Raw genomic sequence first — 24,741 nt, forward strand, 5'->3', positions numbered from 1 at the left:
CGCGCCCTCAGTTGCCGGTGTTGAACATCTGCGCGTTGCCCGGCTGGTAGCCATTGCCCGGTGTCAGGAACCGGCGGCGCTGCTCTCGTCCCTGATCAACCGCTGCGGCACGTTCGGCCTCGGTCAGCGCGCCCGCGCGGCCGTTCGCGGCGAGAAGCGCAACAAGGTCTGAAAGCTGCTGCGACTGGAGCGCCAGAAGCTGGTTGCCCGCCTGCGTCGCCTGAAGCGCGCCCGTCGCCGACTGGCTCTGGCCGACAAGTTCGGACATCTGCGTGCGGTTGGTGTCGATATTGCCGACGACGCCTGCCTGTACGCGCATGGCGTCCTGCAAGCCGCCGACCGTGTTCTGCCAGCGTGAGCGGGCGTCGGTAACGAGCTGCTGATCGGTCGCCGACATCGACACGTTGCCATATTGCTGCTGGAACGCCTGGTCGATGTTCTGGACATTGAAGGCGATATTCTGCGCCTGGCTCAAAAGCTGCTGCGTGCGGCTCACGTTCTGCTGGAGCTGCTGGAGCGAGGAATATGGCAGGCTCGCCAGATTGCGGGCCTGATTGATGAGCATGGTCGCTTCGTTCTGAAGGCTCGTGATCTGGTTGTTGATCTGCTGGAGCGTGCGCGCGGCTGTCAGCACATTCTGCGCATAGTTCGACGGATCATAGACGATACGACCGAATTGCGCGTGGGCCGGGCTGGTCAGCATCGGCGACAGCGCGATCGGCATGGCAAGCGCCAGCGCGACCATGGAAGCGCCGACGAAGCGGGGAACAGGAACACGGATCATGGAAGGGTCTCCTCAGCTTGGGGGGCATCCGGCACGACCGACGCGGCGGTTTCCGTCCGGTCGGCAAGATTGGTGAGATCGGGGATGAGGTCGGCCGCCCATTCGACGCCGCGCAGGCGCAGCCACGCCGCGAGGAAGCCGTCGCGACCATGCTCGGCGATAAGTCCGGCAATGCGCTTGTGGTCGGATTTCGCGGATGCGGTGCAGAGCGCGAGGCCGATTTCGGACAGCCCCAGTTCGAACAGGCGGTTGCCCCGCCGCGACTGGCAGTAGTAGTCCCGCTTGGGCGTTGCCCGTGCGAGGATTTCGATCTGCCGGTCATTGAGGCCGAAGCGCCGATAGATGGCGGTGATCTGCGGTTCGATAGCCCGCTCATTCGGCAGGAGCAGTCGCGTCGGGCAGCTTTCGATGATGGCGGGCGCGATGTTGCTGCCGTCGATGTCCGATAGCGACTGCGTGGCGAAGATGACGCTGGCGTTCTTCTTGCGCAACGTCTTCAGCCATTCGCGAAGCTGGTTCGCGAATCCCTCGTCGTCCAGCGCCAGCCAGCCTTCATCTATGATGAGCAGCGTCGGCCGCCCGTCGAGCCGATCGCCGATCCGGTGGAACAGATAGGCCAGCACGGCCGGGGCCGCGCCGGTCCCGACAAGCCCCTCGATCTCGAACGCCTGCACATCCGCGTGCCCAAGATGTTCCACCTCGGCGTCGAGGAGCCGACCATAAGCGCCGCCGATGCAATAGGGCCGCAATGCCTGTTTCAGATCGTTGGATTGCAGCAAGACCGTCAGGCCAGTGATAGTGCGCTCCCCAATCGGGGCGGACGCCAGCGAGGTCAGCGCCGTCCAGATATGTTCCCTGGTCTCGGGCGTGATCGGGACACCTTCGCGGCCGAGAATGGCGGCGATCCAGTCGGCGGCCCACGCGCGTTCATAGGTATCGTCGATTCGGACGAGCGGCTGGAGCGAGACGGAAGCCTCGTCCCCTTCCGTCAGGCCGCCGCCCAAGTCGTGCCAGTCGCCGCCCATGGCGAGCGATGCGACCCGGATCGAGCCGCCGAAGTCGAAGGCGAAGACCTGCGAGCCTGTGTAGCGACGGAACTGCAAGGCCATGAGCGCGAGCAAGACGGACTTGCCCGCGCCGGTCGGGCCGACGACGAGGGTATGGCCGACATCGCCGACGTGAAGGGAAAACCGGAACGGGGTCGAGCCTTCGGTCTTGCCGAAGAACAGCGGGGGCGCGCTAAAATGCTCGTCCCGTTCCGGCCCCGCCCACACCGCCGATAGCGGGATCATGTGGGCAAGGTTGAGCGTCGAGATGGGCGGCTGCCGGACGTTCGCGTAGGCATGTCCGGGGATCGAGCCGAGCCAGGCATCGACAGCGTTGACGGTTTCAGGCATCGCGGTGAAGTCGCGGCCCTGAATGATCTTTTCCGCGAGGCGCAGTTTCTCGTCGGCAATGCGCGGGTCGGCATCCCAGACGGTGATGGTGGCCGTGACATAGGCCATGCCGGCGACATCAGCCCCGAGCTCCTGCAAGGCCATGTCGGCGTCAGCGGCCTTGTTCGCCGCGTCGGTATCCACGAGGGCCGACGCCTCGTTGGTCATGACTTCCTTCAGGATCGCGGCGATGGACTTGCGCTTGGCAAACCACTGCCGCCTGATCTTGGTCAGCAGCCGCGTGGCGTCGGTCTTGTCCATGAGGATGGCGCGGGTGCTCCACCGATAGGGGAACGGCAGCCGGTTCATCTCGTCGAGCAGGCCGGGTGTCGTCGCGGTCGGGAACCCGATGATGGTCAGGACGCGCAGATGCTGGTTGCCAAGTCGCGGTTCCAGTCCGCCGGTCAGCGGCTGGTCGGCGAGCAGCGCGTCGAGGTGCATCGGCACCTCGGGCACGCGGACGCGATGCCGGTTGGTCGAGATGGTGGAATGCAGGTAAGTCAGGGTGCCAGCATCATCGAGCCAGCGGCACTCGGGCATGAAGCCGTCGAGCAAGGCCAGCACGCGGTCGGTGCGGTCGATGAAGCCGCGCAGAAGTTCCCACGGGTTGACGCCGGATTGCTCGCGGCCCTCGTAAAGCCAGGTCTCCGCGCGGGCGGCGTCTTCAGCAGGCGGCAGCCATAGGAAGGTCAGGAAGTAGCCGGACACGAAATGCGTTCCGGCTTCCTCGAATGCAGCTTTCCGTTCGGCATCCAGCAACGCAGACGCGGCGTCGGGAAAGGTGCTGTCAGGATAGGTGGCCGCCTCGCTGCGCTGCGCCTCGACGAAGATGCTCCAGCCCGAGCCGAGACGGCGCACGGCATTGTTGATGCGGCCGGCGACCGCGACCAGCTCGGCGGCAACGGCGGAATCCAGATCGGGACCGCGAAACTTCGCCGTCCTTTGGAAACTCCCGTCCTTGTTCAGCACGACGCCGGAACCGACCAGCGCAGCCCAGGGCAGGAAATCCGCAAGACGGCTGGCGGTGCGGCGAAATTCGGCGAGGTTCATCATGGCCGCGCCCTCACACCGACAGATGGCCGGGGATGCGCAGATGCCTGCGGCCCACCTCGACAAAGAGCGGATCGCGCTTCGCGGCCCAGACGGCGGCGAAGTGGCCGATGGCCCAGATGGCGAGGCCGACCAGCCAGAGGCGCAGGCCGAGGCCGACAGCCCCGGCGAGTGTTCCGTTCATGATGGCGATGGAGCGCGGAGCGCCACCGAGCAGTATATGCTCGGTCAGCGCCCTGTGGACCGGGACTGTAAATCCCGGCACCGCGTCCAGTTGTTCGAGGCCGCCCGCCATCAGACGAGTGCCCCGCCGCCGAACGAAAAGAACGACAGGAAGAAGCTTGATGCGGCGAAGGCGATGCTGAGGCCGAACACGATCTGGATCAGGCGACGGAAGCCGCCGCTGGTGTCGCCGAATGCGAGCGCGAGGCCGGTGGCGATGATGACGATCACGGCGATGATCTTGGCGACCGGCCCCTCGATCGACTGAAGGATGCTTTGGAGCGGCGCTTCCCAGGGCATCGACGAGCCGGAGGCATGGGCGGCCGGGGCGAGCATCAGGCTGATGGAAACGGTGGCGGCTGCGGTCGCCATGGTGCGGCAGCCGCGCGAAAGCGTGTGGATCATAAAGGGTCTCCTTTTGCAGTAGTTGCGGGGTTGATGCGGTAGTCGCCGTCCGGCCCCAGCCCCTCGACGCGTGCGAGTTCGGCAAGCCGGCGCGCGGAACCGCGACCGGCGAGGACGGCAACGACGTCGATGGTTTCCGCGATCAGCGCGCGCGGGACGGTGACGACAGCCTCTTGAATGAGCTGTTCCAGGCGACGCAGCGCGCCGATGCCGGTGCCGGCATGGATTGTGCCGATGCCGCCCGGATGGCCGGTCCCCCACGCTTTGAGCAGGTCGAGCGCTTCGGAACCGCGCACCTCGCCGATCGGGATACGGTCGGGACGCAGGCGCAGCGAGGAGCGGACCAGATCGGAGAGCGTCGCCACGCCGTCCTTGGTGCGCATGGCGACGAGGTTGGGCGCGGCGCATTGCAGTTCGCGCGTGTCTTCGATGATGACGACGCGATCCGCCGTCTTAGCCACCTCGGCGAGCAGCGCGTTGGTCAGCGTCGTCTTGCCAGTGCTGGTGCCGCCCGCGACGAGGATGTTGGCGCGGGACGCGACGGCTTCGCGCAGGGCCGCGGCTTGATCGGCGGACATGATCCCGGCTGCCACGTAATCGTCGAGCGTGAACACCGCGACGGCGGGCTTACGAATGGCGAAGGTCGGGGCGGCGACCACGGGCGGCAACAGGCCTTCAAACCGTTCGCCGGTTTCGGGTAGTTCCGCCGACACGCGCGGGGATCGGGCGTGAACCTCCGCGCCGACATGGTGCGCGACCAGCCGCACGATGCGTTCGCCATCGGCGGCGGACAGGCGCTCGCCGGTATCGGCCAGACCTTCGGACAGCCGGTCGATCCAGATACGACCGTCCGGGTTCAGCATCACCTCGATGACGGCAGGGTCTTCGAGAAACCGGGCGATGGACACGCCGAGCGCCGTGCGCAGCATCCGCGCGCCGCGCGCAATCGCCTCCGGTTTTTGGTGATGTGCAGTCATATCGGCCCCGATTTCCGACGGGGCGCGACAGACGGTCCCCGCATCGGGGTCGATTAAGAAAGCCCGAAATTGGGCCGATTCAACAAGTATTTACGCGCGTGCGGCCATCGGCGGCTATCGGCGGCAAATAGGATGGATTGGAGAAGTGGCGGCGATCAGGCTGGCGCTTCGCGGGACCAGATCGGCCAGCCAAGTCTGGAACGCGGCGGCTGTCGAGTCGCTTTCCTGTTCTCCCGCCGAAAGCACGAAATAGGCGCTGCCATCCAAATGGAAGCCCTGGGGCGCGGTCAACAGACCGGCGCGAATATCGTCCTGCACGAGATGCCACGGCCCGATCGCGACGCCGAGACCCGCGACGGCGGCTTGCAGGCTGAAATAGAAATGCTCGAAGTCCTGTCCGGGGTTGGTTGAACAGGTTTCGCCGGTGGTTTCAGCCCATGTCGTCCATGCCGATGGGCGCGTGCGCGTATGTAGCAGGATCGCAGCCGCGTTCATCCGACCGGAATCGAAGAACGTCGCAGCCTTGTCAGGGCGGCAGACCGGGCCAATCCGTTCGTCGAAAAGGTGCTGCGCTTTATAGGTTTCCGGCCAGGTGAAATCGTTGCGGCGGATGGCAAGATCGATCCCCGATCCGAGGACGACCTGCCCGCCGCCTGCCAGCAGGCGAACATCGGCGCTCGGATGCGCGGCATGAAATTGCGGCATCCGGGGGATGAGCCAGCGCATCATCAGGGTCGGTTCGCATGAGACGGTGACGGGCGCGTTGGCGTGTTCGGCCTTGATGCGCTGCGCTTCCTCTTCGATCTCGCCGAGACCCCGCGCCACCACCTGCGCCAGCCTGCGCCCGGCATCGGTCAGAAAAACCGCACGATTGCGGCGCTCGAACAGGGACGTGCCAAGGTCTTCCTCAAGCAACCGAACCGCCCGGCTGACAGCGCCATGTGTCAGGTTCAGACGATCCGCTGCCTTGCTGAAACTCTCAAGCTCGGCAGCAACCCGAAAGCAGGCAAGTGCCGGGAGCGATGTGATGTGCTGCCTCATATGTCATTTTTTCTCACACATTCGGTCAGAAGTCATCGTTTTTGTCGGGATCGTCACGGCGTTACCCAAGGGAAAAACCGAAAGGATACGCCTATGGCCGAATGGCTCGCCGTCATCAGCATCACCATCTTCGCCGTTATCAGTCCGGGACCGGACTTCGCCATGGTGTCGCGCAACTCGCTATCGCTCTCCCGGCGCGCGGGCATTTTGACCGCGCTCGGCATCGGTGTGGGGGTGCTGGTCCATGTGACCTATACGTTGCTCGGAATCGGAGTGCTGATCCGCGAGTCGCCGGCCCTGTTCAACATCCTGAAGCTGGTCGGCGCGGCCTATCTGGTCTGGCTGGGCGCGAAGATGCTGTTCAGCCGCAAGGCCGAGGGGCCGGTTACGACGAACGAAACGGCGCTGTCGGATTTCGGGGCGTTGCGGAGCGGTTTCCTGACGAACGCGCTGAACCCGAAGACGACGATTTTCATCGTCAGCCTCTTCATGCAGGTCGTTCAGGTGAATACGCCGCTGGCGACGCGCATCGCCTACGGCTTGTTCATCTCGCTCGCTCATGTGGTCTGGTTCGCCGCTGTCAGCCTGTTCTTTGGCGCTCCGCGTATCCAGAAGCGGATTTTCGGCGTGCGTCACTGGATCGACCGGATGTTCGGCCTGTTGCTGATCGGCTTCGGGATTGCATTGGCGGCGGCGAATATCGCTTCCTGATTGTCCTGATAGTCGTCAGTTCACGTCCGGGTCCGGGTCCGGGTCCGCGCCGTTTTCCGGTTCGATGTCACGCGAAAGCTCTTTCAGAAATCTGTCCCCCGTCGCAAGCCTGCGGCCGAGGTTCTGCATGAAGCCCTCGAACCGTTCGTTGCCCTTGATCCGTGCGGACTGTTTGGCGCTGTCCGGCAACGGTGGGGTCATCGTCAGCCAGAAATGGACGAACAACGAAAGCGTCTCGCCGAGCACGGCGAGATCTTCGTCCAGCGTGCCGATCTGTCGGCCGATCTTGTCGAGGCGGCGCGACATGGCCGCTTCCAGCCGATCCGTCGTGTCGCCCGACAGGAAGGATGCGACGGCCGCCTCGACGATGGCGGACTTCGAGACCTGTCGGCGCAGCGACAGCGCTTCGACCTGTTTGAGTAGTTCCGGGTCGAAATAGACGTTCATGCGGGTGCGGGTTGTCATTGGCTCCCCCTCAAAGCTCGATGCCGTCATTGGGATTCATGGACGCCTGGCGGGCGATCATCCGCATCCGGGAGCGCAGCGCGCGGGCCTTGGCGGCATCCACGTCCGGCTCATCGTCCAGAATGTCGAACTCCTGGGCGGGCGTTGGTGGCGGCGGGATGATCTCCTCATGCTCGGGCAATTCCGGCTCGCGGCGGATGCCGGCATTGTCGGGATCGCCCTCGGCCCCCTTGGCAGCGCTGGTCGCTGGCTTATCCGCCGCCTCGATGACGCGGCTCGTCCAGTCGTCGGCTGGTGGCTTCGCCACTGGTGCGGATGGCAACTCGGGCGGCGGCAGGATGCGCTCCTGCAATCGCGTGTCCTCGAAATACCGCGCCTTCTTCGCCCGGATCGGTGGCGTTCCCGCCACCATGACGATCTCGTCGGCGGGCGGAAGCTGCATGATCTCACCGGGGGTCAGCAGCGGCCGCGCCGTTTCCTGCCGCGACACCATCAGATGACCGAGCCAGGGCGCGAGCCTGTGGCCGGCATAGTTGGTGGAATCGCGCATCTCGGTCGCGGTGCCGAGTGAATCCGAAACACGTTTGGCGGTGCGCTCGTCGTTCGTGGCGAAGGCGACGCGCACATGGCAGTTGTCGAGAATGCTGTTGTTCGGCCCATAGGCGCGCTCGATCTGGTTGAGGCTTTGCGCGATCAGGAAGGACTTGAGGCCGTAGCCAGCCATGAAGGCGAGCGCCGATTCAAAGAAGTCGAGGCGGCCGAGCGCGGGAAACTCGTCCAGCATCATGAGCAGGCGATGCCGCTTGCCGGATAGGGTCAGTTCCTCGGTCAACCTGCGGCCGATCTGGTTGAGGATGAGCCGGATCAGTGGTTTCGTCCGGTTGATGTCGGACGGGGGGACGACGAGGTAGAGCGTCACCGGCCGGAAGCTGCCGACCAAATCGGCAATCCGCCAGTCGCAGCGGTCTGTGACGCGTGCCACGACCGGATCGCGGTAAAGGCCGAGGAACGACATGGCGGTGGAGAGCACGCCGCTCCTCTCGTTCTCGCTTTTATTCAATAGCTCGCGCGCAGACGAGGCGATGACGGGATGAACACCGGCTTCGCCCAGATGCGGCGTGTCCATCATCGCGCGCAAGGTTGCCTCGACGGGGCGGCGGGGATCGGACAGGAAATTAGCGACGCCGGACAGGGTTTTGTCCTTCTCGGCATAGAGAACATGCAGGATCGCGCCGACGAGCAGGCTGTGGCTGGTCTTTTCCCAGTGATTTCGCTTGTCGAGGCTGCCTTCGGGATCGACCAATATGTCCGCGATGTTCTGAACGTCGCGGACTTCCCATTCACCCTGCCGCACCTCCAGCAGCGGATTGTATGCCGATGACTTCGCGTTGGTCGGATCGAACAGCAGGACGCGGCCATGCTTCGCCCGAAAGCCGGCCGTCAGGGTCCAGTTCTCTCCTTTGATGTCGTGGACGATGCAGCTTCCCGGCCAGGTCAGCAGCGTCGGCACCACAAGGCCGACGCCTTTGCCCGACCTCGTGGGAGCAAAACATAGGACGTGCTCCGGCCCGTCATGGCGCAGATAGTCCTGGGTATAGCGGCCGAGCAGAACGCCATCGGGGCCGAGCAGACCGGCGCTGCGGATTTCCCTGTCTTCCGCCCATCGCGCCGATCCGTAGGTGGCCACCCCGCGCGCTTCGCGCGCCCGGATGATCGACATTAGGATGGCGGCGGCAATGGCGAGGATGCCGCCGGACGTGGCGATGGCGGCGCCCTCCATGAAGATCGCGGGCGCGTAGGCGTCGAACGAGAACCACCACCAGAAAAAGGCGGGCGGATAGTAGAACGGCCATCCGGCCAGCTCGAAACAGGGGCTTCCGAGCTGGGGCTGAAAGCCGAGCCGGAACGCCACCCATTGCGTTGCGGCCCAGGTCATCACCATGACAATGGTGAAGACGACGGCGATCTGCCCCCAGAGTATTCGGCCTCCGCGCATACAGGCTCCAATCGGCAAAATTGATGGAGCCGATCAGAGAATGGGCAATTATGCGGTAATCAACAATAAAGGTGGAGCGATAGGGCGACCGGATACTATCGGCGGTAAATAGGATGGGTTGTCACGGCACTGAACCGGCACTGTACCGGGTATCATGGCCGCGGATCACATCGGCACATACCTGTCGCCAGCGTGAGCAGCTTAACCAGCGCGGGGTCGCGGTTGGATGGCGACCAGACGGCCGAAAAAGCGATGGTTTCCGGCTCGTCGCGGATCGGCAGGAAAGTGACGTTCGCTGTGTTGGCGACGGTGCTGTCCTCGGCGAAAAGCGAAATGCCATGTCCGGCCGCGATCATCGACAGAAGCGCGCTGTGGCTAACATCGAGGCGTAGGATTTCAGGCGTCGGCCATTTCGCGGCCGACCGCAGCACGATCAGGTCATGAACCTGTGGCCCGGTGCCGCCATGGCGGACGAGGAAGGTTTCCTCCGCAAGCTGCCGCCATTCGACATCCTGCCGGGACGCCAGGAGATGCCGTGCCGGCACCGCAACCATCAGGCGGTCACGCCAGATCACGCGGGAATTGAGGTCGGGGATTTCATGGGTGCAGACCATGAATGCGACATCGAGTTTGCCTTCCCGCACCATAAGCTGCCCGTCCCGTGCCGTGCCTTCGGTGATGTGCAGACGGACGCCCGGATGCTTGCCATGGAACCGCTCCAGCAGGCGGTCGAGAAAGCAACCCGCGGTGAGGGCATGAACGCCGATGCGAAGCTCGCCGTCCTCGCCGCGCGCCTGCATTCCAGCCGTCCTGATGGCACGGTCGAGGATGCCCATGGCCTCATCGACCTGATCGACGAAGCGTCGTCCGGCGTCGGTTAGCCGGACGCCACGGGTGTTGCGGTCGAAGAGAACGATGCCAAGGTCTTCCTCCAGCGCCTTGATCCTCGCGCTAACGCTCGACTGGCTGGTGCCGAGCGCCTGCGCTGCGCGATGGAAGCTGAGATATTCCGCAACGGCGAGCGTTTGAACCAGAGATGCCATCGGGATGCGACCGCAAAGAGGCGACGAGCGTTCTTCTGCCTTCATGTGCCGAAGCGGCCGCCTGCGCATTGCTTGCCGCCACCTATGGATCGAGCCGTCTTGCGCTGGCTGGCGCAAGGCTCAGCAGACCGATCAACGCCAGGCCCACACCGACCCAGAGCGGCGAGCGCAGTCCATAACCTGACGCAATACCGACGCCGCCCAGCCACGCGCCCGCACCGAGGCCGACATTGATGACCGAGGTATGGACCGTATTGACCAGCGACCCCGGATTGGCGGTCTTCATAACGCGCGCGATCATCGCGGGGTTCATCGGCACACCGACCAGTCCGATCACGACGAACGCCACGACGCTGATGGTTCGATTGTCTGCGAAGATCGCGAAGATTGCCAACGTGACCGCAAGCACAGTCAGGCCCACCACCATGATCGGCATGGTGTATCTGTCAGCGTAGCGTCCGACGATGGCGTTGCCTACGACATTGGCTACACCATAGATCATCAGCAGAACAGGCACTGCGCTTTCCGAAAAGCCGGTGACTTCGGTGAAGATCGGCGAGAAATAGCTGAACGCCGCGAATGTTGCGCCGATAATCAGCGCGCTACTGGCATAGGCGGCCCAGAGACCGACATTACGGAAGGCCGCCAGTTCAGTACCCAGGCTCACCTCCTGCGACTTGCGTGATGCCGGAATGAGAATGGCGGAAACCACCGCGCAGGCGACGGTCATGGCGACGACCAGCCAGAAGCTCGCCCTCCAGCCATAGTGCTGGTCAATGAGAGTGGCGGCCGGAACACCCAGCACCGTCGCGAACATCAGACCTCCGATCACGATCGAAGCCGCGCGCCCTCGCGATTCCGGTCCGACCAGATCGGCGCAGATCGCCAGCGACACGCCGAAGCAGGCCGACCCTGCAACGCCTGTAACGACGCGGGCAATCGCCATGACTTCGTAATTCTGCGCCATGGCGGCGATCACACCGCCGATGGCATAGATGGCGAGCAGCGAAAGCAGCGCCTGCTTGTTCGGCGCCCTGAGTTTCAGCAGGCCGACCGTCAACAAGGGGCCTCCGATCACCATGCTGGCCGCATAGATCGAGATCAGATAGCCGACTTCGGCGACAGAGACGCCGAACGCCGCCGACAAGGACGGCATCATGCCTGCAACCATGAACTCCGAGGTCGTGACCGACAGGATCGTCAGCCCCAGGACATAGACGACCAGCGGTAGCCCCGCCTGCTTTGCCTCTGCCGTTTTCCCCGACGTCAGCGCAGCGCGCGCCTTTGTTTCAGCATCCGTCATAGCCCGGAATCCTTTTCTATAAATCTCGCTATAGAAATAGCTATCGGGCTTGCCGTAGACGGTCAACAGATTTATATAAATCACACTACAGAAAGGATCGTCATGCCGGCACCACGCGGACGCCCCCGCAGTTTCGACCGCGACGACGCGCTGCGCCGCGTGATGGAGGTGTTCTGGGCCAAGGGCTACGAGGGAGCACAGCTCATCGACCTGACGGCCGCCATCGGCGTGACACCGCCGAGCTTCTATGCCGCCTTCGGTTCGAAGGAAGCCGCGTTCCGCGAGGCGGTCGAACTGTACAAGGCTACGACGGGGGCGGTCTTTATGGATGCGCTGGATGGGGATGGGACTGCACGGGACGCCATTCACGCCATGCTGATGGCGAGCATCGACGTGGCGGTCACAGCGCCCAACTCGGCTGGCTGCATGCTCATCACAGGCGCTATGGGTTGCCAGCCCGACAGCGATCCACTGTCTAGACTTCTCATAGGCATCCGGCGAGACAACATAGCTCGAATCGAAGGCAGGCTGGAGCGCGGACGCGAAGCGGGCGATGTCGCACCTGACGCCAACATACCGGTCCTGGCGCGCTTTTACGGCGGGATGATGCAGGCGATCTCGATGCAGGCGCGCGATGGAGCCACGCGCCGAGAGTTGGAGGCGTTGATCGAACCGGCAATGGTTGCGCTGACCTGACGGTCCACCGGTCATTTCCGGCTCGCCCTTGCCAGAATAGCTCCGACATTGTAGCTCGTCCCCGCAACGAAGGCTGAGGCATAGCTGCCCGACTGCCCGACCGACCCTGATCCGAGCGCCGCACCGATCTGCTGGAGCATCGAGATCACGCCGGACGCCATACCGGCCTGCCGCTCGTCGACGAGGCCCAGGACGAGGTTGAGCAGCGGCGTCATGATCAGTCCCGTGCCGGTCGCCGCGATTGCTGCCAAACCGACAACACCGAATAGTCCGACCTGCGTGTGTGAATAAGCGAATGGCACGGCAAAATGACAGCGAACATGGGGCTGGCGTAATCTCTCCACGGATGGCGCCGATGGCGATCTCAACGCTGAAAGAGCCGCTCAATAGCCATTCCAATACTCAGAAGTGTGCGGTCTGCTCCCACCGGGCCGTCAAGTTCGATGCCTACCGGAAGCCCTGATCTTGTAATACCTGCAGGAAGACACAAGCCAGGTAGTCCCGCATTGGCTCCCGGATCTGTGTTGCGGATGCAGGTGTCAAAGACGGGATGCCTCTGGCCATTCACATCGATCATGTCAGAAGCGCTTTCTTCGTTGATGAGTGGGGCTGGCACGGGAACAGCAGGGAAAATCAGCGCATCCAGATCATTTGTCCGGAAAGCTTCACGATAGATACGGCAGAGTTCAGGTCGGTAGATTTCCTTGGCGGCGCGATAACTGTCAGCGAGTTCGTCTGTAATGACGACCTCAAATGCAGCCCGAACATCAGGATTGGCGATCTGGCGGTAGATATCTGCCAGAGAGATGTCCTTCCGACCATTTTGTGCTAGCCAGGCGGGAATGTCAGCAATGGGCTCGTGCAGGACAACCGGTGCCGAGACCTTTTTCCAGACGTCACGAAGCCCAGGCAGTGCAAGATTGATCAGCACGGCTCCCTGTTCAGCCAACCTGTCGCATAAGGCTCGGCAGATCCGCTCTACTTCTGGATCGAGGTCGTTCCAGAAACAGTCGGGTAAACCCAGGCGAAGTCCCCTGAGCAAGGCTGCAGAAACCGGGTGTGTGCCGGTGATGATTGCGTCGAGAAGTGTTAGATCTTCGACAGAGCTCGCCATCGGTCCGGGTGTATCGTTGGTATGGCTGATCGGCAGCACTCCGTCTGCCGAGTAACGCCGGTCTTGGCACTTTACTCCCACCGATGGTCGCAGCCCCGGGATACCGCAAAGCGCGGCGGGAATACGAATAGAACCGGAGGTGTCCGTTCCGAGGCCCGCACTCACTATTCCGGCAGCAATGGCCGCCGCGGTGCCACCGGACGAGCCACCGGTAACGCGCTTCGGATCATGAGGATTGCGCGCAGATGGAAAGATGCCAAAGTTGGTGTTCGTGATCCCGAAGGCAAGTTCATGTAAGTTGGTCTTGCCCAGTAAGATCGCCCCTGCATCGAGCAGCCTTTGCGCGACTGGGGCTGTGCGCTTGGCACGCACATCGGCCAAGGCCGGAGTAGCTCCGGTTGTGAGCCAGCCCTCTATATCAATATTGTCCTTCACGCAGATTGGAAGCCCTGCAAGCATGGGCAGTTGAGCGCCCTGACGCCGTGCTACGTCGACATCCCGCGCGAGACGCAAGGCCATATCTGGTTCGATCGCAAGGAAGGCATTGAGATAATCGACCTCTCGGCAGCGGTCGATTGCCCGCAGCATCAGAGCCTCTGCAGTCACTTCTCCGGTCCGCAACTGGTGCAGCTGGGCGGTCATAGTCATGGTTGTCTCTCTCCCCATCAGTTCGCCTCTACCGCTCGAGGACGCTTTGGCTTTTTCCATCGCCCTGCGAGAGTTTGCGACAGCCCGATCAATCCTTTCGGCATGAAAACCACACAGGCTACAAGGATCAGTCCCATGCCAATATCTCGGAAATCCCCGAATTCGCGCATTAGCTCATCCGCGAGCATCAGCACGGCAGCACCGACTACTGGCCCCCACACCGTACCCACACCGCCGACGATGATCATGGAGAGGAGGAAGAGCAGATGTTGGAAAGAGAAGACAACTGGTCCAACCGCCCCGGTATTCACGGCGTAGAATGCCCCGGCGAGGCCGGTAAAGAAGGCGGAGAGGCCAAATATCCAAAGCTGATAGCGGAAACGGTCGACGCCACGGGCAGCAGCATAGACAGGATTGTCTCGCAAAGCTCGGAAGGCCAGTCCCATCGGGCTTCGGATGATCAAGATTGAAAACACGATTGCGGCCGTCAGGAGTGCAAGCCCAACATAGTAGTTTCCGATATAAAAACCTGACCCCAGCAAATCGCGGAACCCGAGATCTCCGAACCGAGAAAAGCCGCGCACACCACCCATCAACGGCATACAGCCGGCGGGAGGATTGGTGAAGCAATCTGTATCATTGACGATCAGCACATGCATGACCTGTGAAACACAGATCGTGAGTAGCGCGACGTAAGGGCCATAAAGCCGTAGGCAGGCCAAACCAAGCACGACGCTTGCCAAGACCGCGATCACCGCCCCCGCCGGTATGGCGGCGAACATGGAGGTGCCAAAGTAGTAGCCCAGCATCGCGGTGACATAAGCGCCGATTGCAAAGAGCCCGACCTGTGCGAGCGAGAAAATGCCGCCAATACCGAACACTAGATTCCACTGAACGACAACCGTCGCCCAGATGAAGAAGAATGTGGTCTGGGTGACGGAATAGCGCATCCCCGACACCATCGGCCACAACGCCGCGACAACCACGAGCAGGCAGCACAAAAGAATATCCCGACGCATTGCAGTCATAGACGAACCCCCTGGTGGCGACCGAATACGCCTTGCGGCTTCCAGATCAGCACCACGATCACGAGAAGAAGAAGGAGGGCAAAGCTGAAGCGCACCCCGAGCGTGTATTGGATCACCGCCTCGAAGAGGCCGATAAACACTGCCGCGACAACGCTTCCCGGCACCCGGCCAAGGCCAGCGACAACGCAAATGATAAAAGCTTTCAGCATCGGGTCGCCTCCCATATTGGGAAGCAGACTGGACAGCGACGAAATGGTAATCCCCGAGATTGCGGCCAGCCCACCCGAAATGGCGAGGACCATGGCATAGACCGCGCCGACCCGAACCCCCATGAGCCGAGCAGCATCGCGGTTCTGAGCAGTGGCGCGGATTGCTCGACCCATACGGCTTTTTTGCAAAAGCAGCGCCAATGCGACCATCAGCAGAACAGCGAGCAGAAAAATCAGCAGGTTCTGCAGCGGCAGATGCACTCCGCCGAAGGACAGCCCTCCCTGAACTGCTAGAGGCTGAGGCTTGGGCTGAGGCCCGAACAACAACAGGATCGTGCTTTCCATAACGGCGCCGAAACCGATGGTGGCAATAAATATCCGGGTTTCGAAACCTTCGGTGTTCAACATCGGTCGCGCGATCAGCAGATAGATCAGCACTCCTGACGCCGCGCAGACTGCAATCGCGACCAAAACGCCGATCAGCGGGGGCAGACCAAGTCCGACAAGCGCGAACCAAGCCATATAGCCACCAAGCGCGAGTATCGCGCCATGGCTCATGTTCAGCATGTTCATCGCACCGAAGACCAATGCCAGTCCAACGGTCGAGATGGCATACGTAGCTCCGAGCGTAAGACCCGATGCGAGAACCTGAAAAATAACGTTCATCCCGCTCAGACCCCCAGATAAGTTTCAAGAAGTTCGGGCCGACCCGAGAGTTCATTTCCGGTTCCGGACCATACGAGGGTGCCATGGTCCAGCAGATGAACCTGATCGGCGATTTCCGCCGCGCGCATAGCGTTCTCTTCCACAAGGATGATGCTGCGACCGACCGCACGTAAAGTCGCGATCACCTCGTAAATCTGCTCGATCACAATTGGCGCGAGGCCGAGTGACGGCTCGTCGAGCATCAGGACGCGACCGGATGCCATTAATCCGCGTCCGATACCAACCATTCGCCTTTCGCCACCTGAAAGGGTGCGTGCGATTTGGTGCTGCCGATCGCGCAGCTTGGGCAAAAGCGTGTAAACCTCTTCGAGCAAGGTCTTTTCCTGCCGCGCGGCACTTTGCAGGAAGGCGCCCATCCGCAGGTTTTCCAGCACGCTCATCTCAGGAAAAAGCAGGTCTCCCTGCGGCACATGGATGATCCCGCGCGCCACGATGGCCTCTGCGCTCAGCCCCGAAATCCGTTCGCTCCCTAGAAATATCTCGCCCTCCTTCGGGCGGATTAATCCTGAAATCGTCCGCAAAAGGGTTGTCTTTCCGTGACCATTCGGGCCGATCAGCGCTGTAAGCTTTCCGGCTTCGGCGGTCAGCGACATCTCCCGCAGCACTGCGTGCACGCCATAACCGGCACTGAGCCGTCGAATAACAAGATCATCTGACATGACGTGCCTCTTCCCGATCGGCGGTCATGCGAGCGACCTCTTTGCCAGCGCCCTGACCAAGGTAGACCTCGATGACATCCTGATCCTTGGCGAGCCCCGAAGCACTGCCTTCGTAAAGTTTCCTGCCGTGATGCATAATCATGACGCGAGTCGAAAGCTGCACCAGAAAACGCATCACATGTTCGATAAGAACGACGGTGACACCGTCGGCGACGACCCGCGCTACCACATCTGCAACCTGGTCGATCTCGCGTTGCGTGAGACCGCCGACCGGCTCGTCGAGCAGCAGGAGTTTCGGTGACATGGCTAATGCGCCTGCAATCATAAGAAGCTTGCGGTCAAGAACAGGTAGGGTCGCCGCCGGCTGATCAGCCCTTGTTTCAAGCCCCACCTGCTGGAGGGCTTCCTGTACGTGATCGCTGACCGCCGACGGCACGCGAAGCCCCGGCATCCGGCGCGGCGCACGACCGTAGTAAGCCGCCACCAGCACATTTTCCCTAACAGTTAAACTGTCGAAGCCGGTGTTCAGTTGGAAAACCCGAGCCATTCCGGCATGGCAGCGCCCTACCGGCGAAAGCGTAGTTATCTCACGACCTTCAAGCGAAATACTGCCCGAACTGACACCAGTTTGACCCGAGATCATTTCGAAAAGCGTCGTCTTGCCGGCACCATTCGGCCCACCGATGCCAAGAACCTCACCCGCGGCGAGGTCGAAGCTCAGATCGCTGACTGCAACCAGCGATCCAAACCTTTTCGTGACATTGCGGCAGGACAGGAGCGGAATATCCTTGACCTGAGCCATTCGGTTTACGCCTTGATCCACGGCGGCGTGATTAAGCCCGCCTTCGCATAGGGCCATGGGGCAATCAGAACCGGCTCGGCGGTATGATCTTGAATCTGCAGGAACTGATGCGGCATACCAAGCGAGGGATCATCCGTGCCCCCCGGATAGGAGGCAGCTGCCTGTTCACCTGCAATGAACCGTGTAGTGCCATTGGGGCCACGGTGGATCATCGTGCGGATGCGGTCCGCTACCTTGCGGTTCTGGTCTTCCTCACCCGGTGCGCCAGAACCACCGGCCAGCGCGGCCGCCGTTGCCCAAAGCCAAGCGGCATTATAGGACTGGACTCCTGAATTATGCCCGGCATCTGCCCCGAAACGCTTCTTGTAGCGGGTTTCGAATTCGAGGCCGATCTGGTCTTGCAAGACTCCGATCACAGTCGAGAAAACGACTCCGGCGGCGGCTGGTCCGGCTATGTCACGAAAAGATTTAACCGAAGGCCCATATTGCATATAAATCAGGCTCGGCGTTGGATTGTTTATGAACTGCACCATGAACTGAGCCAGATCCGCCGGGAAATAGTGTGTAACGACGATCACGCCGGGCGGATCTTGGCGCAACTTCGAGAGCGTTGGCCCCCACTCCGAAATTGGCACATTGACGGTCTCGTAAAGGCTGACTTCCCAGCCCAAAGCGGTGGCACCTTCGCGAACTACATTGGCGATGTTCGAGGAGTAGGTTCCAGCCGAAAGTATGATCGCGAGTTTCTTATTGACCGGCGTGAATTCCCCTCGGTCGACGATGCCGGACAGGAATTTCAGAAGGCCTGACCCATACCATGTCTCGGCAGGATCAGTCTGGAACGAGCCGAAATAACGCTCTGGGTCCGATCCAATCAGGACACTATGCCCGCTGGAGGTATCGTTGTGCATATAGATGATCCCGGCATCTGCGATTGCATCCTGCACCGCTGACCCTGAACCGGTATTGTAGCCATTAATTACTGCATGAACGCCGTAGCGGTCGATCAGACGTTGCACCGCCTGCACGTTGGTCGCGTCCCCCATCTGCTTGGTATCTTCGAAATGAGGTTCGAGCGGTCGGCCGAGAACGCCCCCGAGCGCATTGATCTCGTCACAAGCCATGATTAGGCCATTGCGAAATTCAATCCCGTCAGCGGCGGCAAAATCCGTCAGCGGCGCGGCTTGACCAACCGGGATCGGCTCACCCGAAGCCTGTGCCCTTGTACCATTGGCGCCAACAAGAAGGCCCGCTGCGCCCGCCAGCCAAGCGGAAGCTTTCAGTATGCTCCTTCGTTCAATATTGTGACCCATTCTTTAAGTTCCCTCTTTGTCTGATTTTTTGGTTGATTTTTAGCGCCTAGGCATAGCCCAGGGATTTGCCTCTTCGATCTGTGCTGAAAGATTCAGGATCGTCGCTTCGTCATTCAGCTTCGCGGTGAGTTGGACACCAATGGGAAGTCCTTCTGCAGATATAGCCATAGGCACGCTCGCGGATGGCAGACCGGTAACGTTGGCGGGCGCCGTGAAGATGAAGGAATCCAGAACCCGGCTCCAGGCGGTCTCGCCGCCATGTTTCGCCGCATCGAAATAGCCAAGCGGTGGCGGTGCGAAGGCAAGGGTCGGAGAAAGCCAAATATCCCACATCTCATAGAAGCGCCCCATCATGCGCGCCATTGCCTGGAAGAAGACAAGGTCGCGAATGTAGTCGACCGCTCGCCGTGAGTTCCCTTGTGTGAACAGATACTGGTTGAAGGGCTCCAACTCGCGCACAAGCAAATCGGGATCTTCGCCTCGGGACGCGGCGATGGCCATCAGACCCCGTGTTACGGTCATCGGCCAGAAAGTCGCCAGCGCCGCACGGAACGCTTGGCCGTCGAATGGAAGTGACGTCTCCTCGACTTGATGGCCGAGATGTCGCAACAGCTCGACCGCACGCCCGACCGCGTCACGACATTCTGGTTCAACCCGGGTTCCGTCCGGTGCATCGAAAGTTACCCCGATACGCAATCCCTTTCGGGGAGAAGCCAGTGCTGCGAGGAATGTTTGCTCGGGTTGCGGAGCGACATAAGGGTCGCCCGGCAGTGAACCGGCTGTCGCGTCAAGAATGGCAGCACTGTCACGAACTGATCGTGACACTACGTGTTCGGCGGTGATCCCACCAATCGCTTCTCCCACATCCGGCCCTAGCGTGATGCGCGCTCGGGAGGGCTTTAAGCCGAAAAGGCCGCAACATGATGCAGGAATGCGAATAGAGCCCGCTCCGTCATTGGCATGTGCAACGGGAACATAACCAGCCGCAACAGCCGCCGCCGCCCCCCCTGAGGAACCTCCCGGTGTATGTCCAGTATTCCATGGATTGCGCGTCGGACCTCGCCAAACCGGCTCGGTGGTGCCCATGGTCACCATTTCGGGCACATTCGTTTTGCCAAGAGTTACGAATCCGGCCCGGCGATAGCGGGCCATCAATTCGCTATCATGATCAATGACATTACCCTCAAGCAGTCGCGAACTGCCGGTGGTGGGCGTCCCTGCAACATGGCAGTAAAAGTCCTTGACAAGGAAGGGGACGCCCCGAAACGGTCCGGTTGGTAGATCGCCGGCGGCGTCCTTTAGAGCTGCATCAAAGAACCGTTGTGTCACCGCGTTCAACTGCGGCTCAAAGGTTTCGATCTTGGCAATAGCTGCTAGGGCAAGTTCGGTCGGAGTTGCGTCGCCTCGGGCGATAGCCTCGGCTTGGCCAATGGCGTCGCGATTAAGGAGCTCGTCTATCATGCTGGTTCCTTTGTGTTGGCAGCAGCCAGCTCGGTCGACAGTTCACCAAGAGCCAGGCCCAACCGGGCGAAAAGGCTGTCAAGCTCTTCAGGGGTAATGATGAGTGGCGGGCAGATAGCGATCGTGTCGCCTAGATTACGCAGGATTAGCCCCTGTTCCAACGCAAGCGCGATCAGTCTGGCTCCCACGGCTTGTTCGGGAGGGAAGTGCTGGCGGGCCGCACGATCTGCGACTAGTTCAATCGCTCCGATCAGACCGATGCTTCGGCTGTGCCCGACCAGCGGATGATCGGCAAGCGTTTGAAGATGCGCGCCAAATGCTGGAGCCAGCGCCCTGACTCGCCGAGGCAGGTCGATCTCATCGTAGATACGCAGTGTTTCCAACGCCACCGCACTGGTCACTGGATGACCGGCGTAGGTAAAACCATGGCCTAGAACGCCCAAGCGACTAGCCTCTGCCTCGATGACCTGAGCCACGCCGGTCGCGAGCAAGGTCGCGCCGATTGGCTGATAGCCCGAAGAGAGCGCCTTCGCGACGCTCATCATGTCAGGACGGAAGCCAAGCGTTTGGCAGCCAAACCACTCCCCCGTTCGACCAAAACCGCAGATGACCTCGTCACAAAGCAGCAGAATTCCATGCTCCCGCAGAAGAGTCGCAAGCCGGGGGAAATAGTTGGCCGGCGGAATGATTACGCCTCCCGCACCCATTACCGGCTCAACGATCATCGCCGCAATGGTATCGGGGCCTTCAGCCTCGATCAGTGCCGCAATCTCTTGAACAAGCCGGTCGGCGAAATCATCCTCGGTTTCCCCAGGCTCTCCATATTCGTAGTGATGCGGTGTCGCGGCAAAAATGACACTCTCATCGGACCAGGCAAAGGCACCGCGAACGTGGGAGAGGCCGCTTAATGTTGCGCCCAGCACAGTGCTGCCATGATAGGCGCGCCGGCGGCTGATGATCTTTCGTCTGTCAGGTTTGCCTTGGCCGCGATGATAGAGCCAGGCCAACTTGATCATCGTATCCACCGCTTCTGAACCGGAATTGGCGAAGATCACCTTTCCGTCTGGCATCGGTGATATGGCCATCAATCGCTCGGCCAGTTCGATACAGGCAGGATTGGATCGCCGGTTGAAGGTGTGATAAGTGCCAAGCTGGGCGATCTGATCCGCAGCAACCTGCGCCAGCCGCGCTTCGTTGAAGCCAAGCGCGGCGCACCATAGGCTCGACATCCCCTCAAGATAGCTGCGGCCGGTCACGTCGGTAACGAAAACACCTTCGCCACGTTCGATGATAAGCGGCCCCTGCGCGTCGAGAGCAGCTGGATCAGTCTGTGGATGGAGGATGAACGCGCGATCTGCCTCAGACAGCGAATTTCGCATCACGCTTCTCCTATACGGGCGGCGATGCATTCGACCTCGAGCTTCCATTCGCGACGCCCAAGCGCCTTCACAAGCACTAGCGAGGCAGCCGGCCAAGGAGCGGAAATCGCTGTATCTCGCACGGCCCTGATTGACGGCAAATCCTCAGCGTCGACCACGAAATAGCTCATCTTGACGATGTCACCGAAAGCAAAGCCCTGGCTCGCCAAAACGGCTTCGATATTGGCGAAGATAATCCGGGTCTGTTCGCCAGCATCATCGGGGATCGAACCATCGGGGCGGACACCCACTTGGCCCGCTAGATGGATGGTGGTCGCTCCGGGCGGGATGATCGCTCCATGTGCGTAGTTTCCAAACGGTGCTGCAACATCGGTGCAATCGAAAAGCTTGATCGTCATGGTCTCATCCTCTCAACTGCGCTTGACCAGTGCAGCCAGCTTTTGCTGATAGGTTTCACGGAAGGCTTGGAACCGCTCGGTAGGAGCGGACAATGCCAAAGCATACGGGGCCGTTCCGGCTTCCAATGGCATCGCCATACAGGAAATACCGGCGGCGAATTCCTCATTGTCAAATGCGATGCCTTCGGCGCGAATACGGACGAACTCGGCCTGAAGGGCCTTGAAATCGGTCAGCGTATTGTCGGTCAGCTTCGCCAGTGGCTGATGGTTAAGCAGATACTCTGCCGTGCGCGCAGTAGCAGCATAGGCCAGCAGAACCTTGCCGGCCGCCCGAGCGTGTGCATGCAGATATTGACCATGAGGCATTTCGGCCGACCGCTTCGCATTAGAGCCGCCGACGACCTCGATGATGACAATCTCACCCTGCCACCAGCCGACGACATAGCAAGTTTCGCCGGTCTCTGACGCCAGACTGCGTACCAAAGGCAGCATGTAATCCGGTGCTGAAAACTGGCGACTAAAGGCCTCGGCGAGCGCGCCGACCCGCAACCCGAGGCGATAATTGCGCCGATCGTCCCGGGAGATGAAGCCCTCATCCTCAAGCGTATGGACAAGATGGTATGCGGTCTGGCGCTCAACGCCGATGGCTTCTGCAATCTCGCGAACGCTGAGCCCCTGATCACTGCGCGCGATGGCTGTTAGAATGTTCACGCCACGCACGACCGAGTTAATCTGGAAACGCCCGGCTTTTTCCTTGATTTCGGCCATCAGGCGTATTCCTCTCTGATCGGTTGCTCATTGGAGCGCAGCAAGTCCTGCGCCGCCGCTACGATTTTTGAGGCACCTGGCAACAGTGCAGCCTGTAACACCGGCGAGGCGGGCATGCGAACATCGGGCGTAGCAACCCGTCGGAAACCAATCGCCGCAGGTCCAAGCCTTTCTGCCAGTCCGGCGACGATCTCGGCGCCGAAACCGCCGGTGAGATTGGCTTCATGCACCACGACAACTCGACCACCGGTCGCCGTTACGGTGGTGCAAAGCCTTTCCCAGTCGACCGGAGCCAGCCAGCGCAAATCGAGAACCGATACGCTGATTCCAGCAAGCTCCAGTTCATCTGCCGCAGCCTCAATCGCGGGCATGACTGCTCCCCAGCCGACCAGCGTCATCTGGTCACCGCTCCGCCGCAATGCCGCTCCTGAAGTGCTTTGCCGCGCTGCCTCGGTGCGAACCTCACCGGAGTGCTGGTAGAGAGCCCGGGATTCGATGATTACCGAGGGATCATTCCCGGCAATGGCCGCACGCAGCATGTGATAGGCATCGTCGGGCGTCGACGGCAGCCCGATGCGAAGACCAGGCACATGGGCCAACATGCCTTCGAGGGATTGCGAATGTTGGGCAGTGGAGCCTGGTGTAGCCCCTTGCTGAACTCGGACTACAATTGGCGCCTGACGCGTTCCGCGCGTCAGATAGCGGACATTTGCGGCCTGATTGATAATCTGATCCAGAGCGACCAGAAGAAAATCAGCCCACATTATTTCAACAACTGGCCGTTTTCCTTCCAATGCAAGACCGACCGCGGAGCCGAGTATGGCCGCCTCTGCGATTGGCGTATCGAAAACCCTTGATGCGCCAAAATCCCGTTGAAGATAGCGCGAGGCACCGAAAATACCTCCGGAGTGGCCGACATCCTCTCCGTAAACCAGAACCTCGCCACGTTCGGTCAATTCACGTTTCAACGCCTCATTCACCGCTTGGATATAGGTCAACTTTTTCCCGGTTTCGTGAGCGTTGGGGTCTGCTGGTGGTGTCACAACGGCCTCAACGACGTGATCCGCGGCGGTCTCTACATCCGGCGCAGGCATAACCCGCACCTTCTCGAGAATTGCTGCCCAATCCCGATCGAGCCGTTCCTGCAGTAGAGAGAGTTCAGCAGGACTACTAACACCGGCATCACAAAGTCGCGCTTCGAGCACCCGAAGCGGGTCACGCTCGCGACTCTCTTCGCGATTCGCTTTCGGTCGGTAATGTTCAATATCGCGATTGTAATGACCCCAAAGTCGCGGAACCTGACATTCGATCAGGATCGGGCCTTTGCCGGCGATCGCCGCGGCGCGCGCAATTGCGAAACTGTCTCGGACGATCAACGGATCTGTGCCGTCGATAGTCGCTGACTGCATGCCATATGCACTGGCCCGCCGAGCGAGGCGCTCCATCCCCGTGATTGATTGCGTCGGGGTCATTTCTGACCAGCCATTATTCTCGCAAACAAAGATAACCGGCAACTTGTAGGCAGATGCGAAGACGAACGCTTCGTGCAGAGCCCCTTGACTAGTGGCCCCATCGCCAAAGGTCACCACGCAAACACGATCAGCACCATCAAGCTGAGCGGCCATCGCGACACCGCAAGCGACCGGTCCACCGGCGCCAACGATCGAATTTTCCCCAATGAATCTTTCATTTGGCGCTGTAACGAGCGCAGAACCACTTCGCCCACCATTAACACCCGCCTTGCGGTGGCAGAGTTCGGCGAATAGCTCGAGTTCAGGGACGCCCGTCTCAAGTGCCCAGCCATGGCCGCGATAGGTCGCAATAACCCGGTCATCAGGACCGAGCCCCGCCATCGCGCCCACCGGCACGGCTTCCTGCCCTGCACAAAGATGTACTGAGCCGGCAATGAGCGCGTCCTTGGTCGTACTGAGATCTAATGCCGACTGCTCGAACTGGCGAATGCGATAAATCCGCTCATACGCATGAATAAGAAAATCGACGTCTGTACCGGAGAGAGGTGCGGGCAAATCTTTTCCCCAAACAATGTTGCAATTTGGCAGGAAGTTGGACCAACTAGCTGACAATGTCAATATACTTATACTATTAT

General features: G+C 61.0%; 24 protein-coding genes. 2 read left to right on the forward strand and 22 right to left on the reverse strand.

Going from position 1 to position 24,741, the window contains the following annotated elements; all coding sequences use genetic code 11:
* Window positions 1–7: 7 nt before the first annotated feature.
* From trbJ to CEV34_RS23170, 6 genes are all read right to left on the reverse strand, one after another.
* Complete coding sequence (gene trbJ, locus CEV34_RS23145; protein ID WP_179253639.1) at window positions 8–784, reverse strand: P-type conjugative transfer protein TrbJ; 777 nt, start codon at window positions 782–784, stop codon at window positions 8–10.
* Window positions 781–3,273 carry a conjugal transfer protein TrbE gene (gene trbE / locus CEV34_RS23150; protein ID WP_094544662.1) on the reverse strand — a complete coding sequence of 831 codons (2,493 nt, stop codon included), beginning with the start codon at window positions 3,271–3,273 and terminating at the stop codon, window positions 781–783. The genes trbJ and trbE overlap by 4 nt, the downstream gene beginning before the upstream one ends.
* 10 nt (window positions 3,274–3,283) lie before the next feature.
* Window positions 3,284–3,565 carry a VirB3 family type IV secretion system protein gene (locus tag CEV34_RS23155; RefSeq protein WP_094544663.1) on the reverse strand — a complete coding sequence of 94 codons (282 nt, stop codon included), beginning with the start codon at window positions 3,563–3,565 and terminating at the stop codon, window positions 3,284–3,286.
* Window positions 3,565–3,897 (reverse strand): TrbC/VirB2 family type IV secretion system protein, encoded by a 333-nt coding sequence (locus CEV34_RS23160; protein WP_094544664.1) that lies wholly within the window; start codon window positions 3,895–3,897, stop codon window positions 3,565–3,567. Before CEV34_RS23160 ends, CEV34_RS23155 begins: the two co-directional genes overlap by 1 nt.
* The gene (trbB, locus tag CEV34_RS23165) at window positions 3,894–4,874 is read right to left on the reverse strand and encodes a P-type conjugative transfer ATPase TrbB (protein WP_094544665.1); all 981 of its coding nucleotides are present in this window, start codon (window positions 4,872–4,874) and stop codon (window positions 3,894–3,896) included. Before trbB ends, CEV34_RS23160 begins: the two co-directional genes overlap by 4 nt.
* Window positions 4,875–4,988: 114 nt before the next feature.
* Window positions 4,989–5,915, reverse strand: a complete 927-nt coding sequence (locus CEV34_RS23170; RefSeq protein ID WP_094544666.1) for a LysR family transcriptional regulator — start codon at window positions 5,913–5,915, stop codon at window positions 4,989–4,991.
* Window positions 5,916–6,008: 93 nt separating this feature from the next.
* Between CEV34_RS23170 and CEV34_RS23175 the strand changes: the two genes are divergently transcribed.
* Complete coding sequence (locus tag CEV34_RS23175) at window positions 6,009–6,626, forward strand: LysE family translocator (protein ID WP_094544667.1); 618 nt, start codon at window positions 6,009–6,011, stop codon at window positions 6,624–6,626.
* A 15-nt stretch (window positions 6,627–6,641) separates the two neighbouring features.
* On the opposite strand, the gene CEV34_RS23180 is transcribed toward CEV34_RS23175, so the two are convergent.
* The 4 genes from CEV34_RS23180 to CEV34_RS23195 all read right to left on the reverse strand — a co-directional run bounded on the left by CEV34_RS23180 (window position 6,642) and on the right by CEV34_RS23195 (window position 11,517).
* On the reverse strand, window positions 6,642–7,091 hold the full coding sequence (locus tag CEV34_RS23180) for a ribbon-helix-helix domain-containing protein (RefSeq protein WP_094544668.1): 450 nt from the start codon (window positions 7,089–7,091) through the stop codon (window positions 6,642–6,644).
* Between the two features lie 10 nt (window positions 7,092–7,101).
* Window positions 7,102–9,087 carry a conjugal transfer protein TraG gene (locus CEV34_RS23185; RefSeq protein ID WP_094544669.1) on the reverse strand — a complete coding sequence of 662 codons (1,986 nt, stop codon included), beginning with the start codon at window positions 9,085–9,087 and terminating at the stop codon, window positions 7,102–7,104.
* Window positions 9,088–9,239: 152 nt separating this feature from the next.
* On the reverse strand, window positions 9,240–10,175 hold the full coding sequence (locus CEV34_RS23190) for a LysR family transcriptional regulator (RefSeq protein ID WP_235819164.1): 936 nt from the start codon (window positions 10,173–10,175) through the stop codon (window positions 9,240–9,242).
* Between the two features lie 37 nt (window positions 10,176–10,212).
* On the reverse strand, window positions 10,213–11,517 hold the full coding sequence (locus CEV34_RS23195; protein WP_235819165.1) for an MFS transporter: 1,305 nt from the start codon (window positions 11,515–11,517) through the stop codon (window positions 10,213–10,215).
* An 18-nt stretch (window positions 11,518–11,535) separates the two neighbouring features.
* On the opposite strand from CEV34_RS23195, the gene CEV34_RS23200 reads away from it, so the two are divergent.
* Window positions 11,536–12,129, forward strand: a complete 594-nt coding sequence (locus CEV34_RS23200) for a TetR/AcrR family transcriptional regulator (RefSeq protein ID WP_094544671.1) — start codon at window positions 11,536–11,538, stop codon at window positions 12,127–12,129.
* Window positions 12,130–12,140: 11 nt separating this feature from the next.
* Here the strand turns inward: CEV34_RS23200 and CEV34_RS23205 are convergent, their stop codons facing one another.
* From CEV34_RS23205 to CEV34_RS23260, 12 genes are read right to left on the reverse strand one after another with little or no spacing between them, the layout of a single operon-like run.
* The gene (locus CEV34_RS23205) at window positions 12,141–12,473 is read right to left on the reverse strand and encodes a hypothetical protein (RefSeq protein ID WP_210199594.1); all 333 of its coding nucleotides are present in this window, start codon (window positions 12,471–12,473) and stop codon (window positions 12,141–12,143) included.
* Window positions 12,474–12,493: 20 nt separating this feature from the next.
* On the reverse strand, window positions 12,494–13,891 hold the full coding sequence (gene iaaH, locus CEV34_RS23210; RefSeq protein WP_179253641.1) for an indoleacetamide hydrolase: 1,398 nt from the start codon (window positions 13,889–13,891) through the stop codon (window positions 12,494–12,496).
* Window positions 13,892–13,908: 17 nt separating this feature from the next.
* Entirely contained in the window at window positions 13,909–14,919 is a 1,011-nt protein-coding gene (locus tag CEV34_RS23215) for a branched-chain amino acid ABC transporter permease (protein ID WP_094544673.1), read from the reverse strand.
* On the reverse strand, window positions 14,916–15,794 hold the full coding sequence (locus CEV34_RS23220) for a branched-chain amino acid ABC transporter permease (RefSeq protein ID WP_094544674.1): 879 nt from the start codon (window positions 15,792–15,794) through the stop codon (window positions 14,916–14,918). The genes CEV34_RS23215 and CEV34_RS23220 overlap by 4 nt, the downstream gene beginning before the upstream one ends.
* Before the next feature lie 5 nt (window positions 15,795–15,799).
* Window positions 15,800–16,513, reverse strand: coding sequence for an ABC transporter ATP-binding protein (locus tag CEV34_RS23225; protein ID WP_094544675.1), 714 nt, complete (start codon window positions 16,511–16,513; stop codon window positions 15,800–15,802).
* On the reverse strand, window positions 16,503–17,315 hold the full coding sequence (locus tag CEV34_RS23230) for an ABC transporter ATP-binding protein (RefSeq protein WP_094544676.1): 813 nt from the start codon (window positions 17,313–17,315) through the stop codon (window positions 16,503–16,505). Before CEV34_RS23230 ends, CEV34_RS23225 begins: the two co-directional genes overlap by 11 nt.
* 5 nt (window positions 17,316–17,320) lie before the next feature.
* Complete coding sequence (locus tag CEV34_RS23235; protein ID WP_210199592.1) at window positions 17,321–18,628, reverse strand: ABC transporter substrate-binding protein; 1,308 nt, start codon at window positions 18,626–18,628, stop codon at window positions 17,321–17,323.
* Window positions 18,629–18,667: 39 nt separating this feature from the next.
* Window positions 18,668–20,089, reverse strand: coding sequence for an amidase (locus CEV34_RS23240; RefSeq protein WP_094544677.1), 1,422 nt, complete (start codon window positions 20,087–20,089; stop codon window positions 18,668–18,670).
* Window positions 20,086–21,468, reverse strand: a complete 1,383-nt coding sequence (locus CEV34_RS23245) for an aminotransferase (RefSeq protein WP_179253643.1) — start codon at window positions 21,466–21,468, stop codon at window positions 20,086–20,088. Before CEV34_RS23245 ends, CEV34_RS23240 begins: the two co-directional genes overlap by 4 nt.
* Window positions 21,468–21,866 carry a RidA family protein gene (locus CEV34_RS23250; RefSeq protein ID WP_094544679.1) on the reverse strand — a complete coding sequence of 133 codons (399 nt, stop codon included), beginning with the start codon at window positions 21,864–21,866 and terminating at the stop codon, window positions 21,468–21,470. Before CEV34_RS23250 ends, CEV34_RS23245 begins: the two co-directional genes overlap by 1 nt.
* A 12-nt stretch (window positions 21,867–21,878) precedes the next feature.
* Complete coding sequence (locus CEV34_RS23255) at window positions 21,879–22,634, reverse strand: IclR family transcriptional regulator (RefSeq protein WP_094544680.1); 756 nt, start codon at window positions 22,632–22,634, stop codon at window positions 21,879–21,881.
* Window positions 22,634–24,661, reverse strand: a complete 2,028-nt coding sequence (locus CEV34_RS23260) for an alpha-ketoacid dehydrogenase subunit alpha/beta (RefSeq protein ID WP_210199593.1) — start codon at window positions 24,659–24,661, stop codon at window positions 22,634–22,636. The genes CEV34_RS23255 and CEV34_RS23260 overlap by 1 nt, the downstream gene beginning before the upstream one ends.
* Window positions 24,662–24,741: the final 80 nt, after the last annotated feature.

The sequence above is a fragment of the Brucella pseudogrignonensis genome, assembly GCF_002252525.1.
Taxonomy (GTDB): domain Bacteria; phylum Pseudomonadota; class Alphaproteobacteria; order Rhizobiales; family Rhizobiaceae; genus Brucella; species Brucella pseudogrignonensis.

Excerpts from the sequence above, each read along its gene's own strand:
- trbJ (WP_179253639.1), bottom strand. The coding sequence starts at position 784 with ATGATCCGTGTTCCTGTTCCCCGCTTCGTCGGCGCTTCCATGGTCGCG.
- trbE (WP_094544662.1), bottom strand. The coding sequence starts at position 3,273 with ATGATGAACCTCGCCGAATTTCGCCGCACCGCCAGCCGTCTTGCGGAT.
- CEV34_RS23155 (WP_094544663.1), bottom strand. The coding sequence starts at position 3,565 with ATGGCGGGCGGCCTCGAACAACTGGACGCGGTGCCGGGATTTACAGTC.
- CEV34_RS23160 (WP_094544664.1), bottom strand. The coding sequence starts at position 3,897 with ATGATCCACACGCTTTCGCGCGGCTGCCGCACCATGGCGACCGCAGCC.
- trbB (WP_094544665.1), bottom strand. The coding sequence starts at position 4,874 with ATGACTGCACATCACCAAAAACCGGAGGCGATTGCGCGCGGCGCGCGG.
- CEV34_RS23170 (WP_094544666.1), bottom strand. The coding sequence starts at position 5,915 with ATGAGGCAGCACATCACATCGCTCCCGGCACTTGCCTGCTTTCGGGTT.
- CEV34_RS23175 (WP_094544667.1), top strand. The coding sequence starts at position 6,009 with ATGGCCGAATGGCTCGCCGTCATCAGCATCACCATCTTCGCCGTTATC.
- CEV34_RS23180 (WP_094544668.1), bottom strand. The coding sequence starts at position 7,091 with ATGACAACCCGCACCCGCATGAACGTCTATTTCGACCCGGAACTACTC.
- CEV34_RS23185 (WP_094544669.1), bottom strand. The coding sequence starts at position 9,087 with ATGCGCGGAGGCCGAATACTCTGGGGGCAGATCGCCGTCGTCTTCACC.
- CEV34_RS23190 (WP_235819164.1), bottom strand. The coding sequence starts at position 10,175 with ATGAAGGCAGAAGAACGCTCGTCGCCTCTTTGCGGTCGCATCCCGATG.
- CEV34_RS23200 (WP_094544671.1), top strand. The coding sequence starts at position 11,536 with ATGCCGGCACCACGCGGACGCCCCCGCAGTTTCGACCGCGACGACGCG.
- iaaH (WP_179253641.1), bottom strand. The coding sequence starts at position 13,891 with ATGACTATGACCGCCCAGCTGCACCAGTTGCGGACCGGAGAAGTGACT.
- CEV34_RS23215 (WP_094544673.1), bottom strand. The coding sequence starts at position 14,919 with ATGACTGCAATGCGTCGGGATATTCTTTTGTGCTGCCTGCTCGTGGTT.
- CEV34_RS23220 (WP_094544674.1), bottom strand. The coding sequence starts at position 15,794 with ATGAACGTTATTTTTCAGGTTCTCGCATCGGGTCTTACGCTCGGAGCT.
- CEV34_RS23225 (WP_094544675.1), bottom strand. The coding sequence starts at position 16,513 with ATGTCAGATGATCTTGTTATTCGACGGCTCAGTGCCGGTTATGGCGTG.
- CEV34_RS23230 (WP_094544676.1), bottom strand. The coding sequence starts at position 17,315 with ATGGCTCAGGTCAAGGATATTCCGCTCCTGTCCTGCCGCAATGTCACG.
- CEV34_RS23235 (WP_210199592.1), bottom strand. The coding sequence starts at position 18,628 with ATGGGTCACAATATTGAACGAAGGAGCATACTGAAAGCTTCCGCTTGG.
- CEV34_RS23240 (WP_094544677.1), bottom strand. The coding sequence starts at position 20,089 with ATGATAGACGAGCTCCTTAATCGCGACGCCATTGGCCAAGCCGAGGCT.
- CEV34_RS23245 (WP_179253643.1), bottom strand. The coding sequence starts at position 21,468 with ATGCGAAATTCGCTGTCTGAGGCAGATCGCGCGTTCATCCTCCATCCA.
- CEV34_RS23250 (WP_094544679.1), bottom strand. The coding sequence starts at position 21,866 with ATGACGATCAAGCTTTTCGATTGCACCGATGTTGCAGCACCGTTTGGA.
- CEV34_RS23255 (WP_094544680.1), bottom strand. The coding sequence starts at position 22,634 with ATGGCCGAAATCAAGGAAAAAGCCGGGCGTTTCCAGATTAACTCGGTC.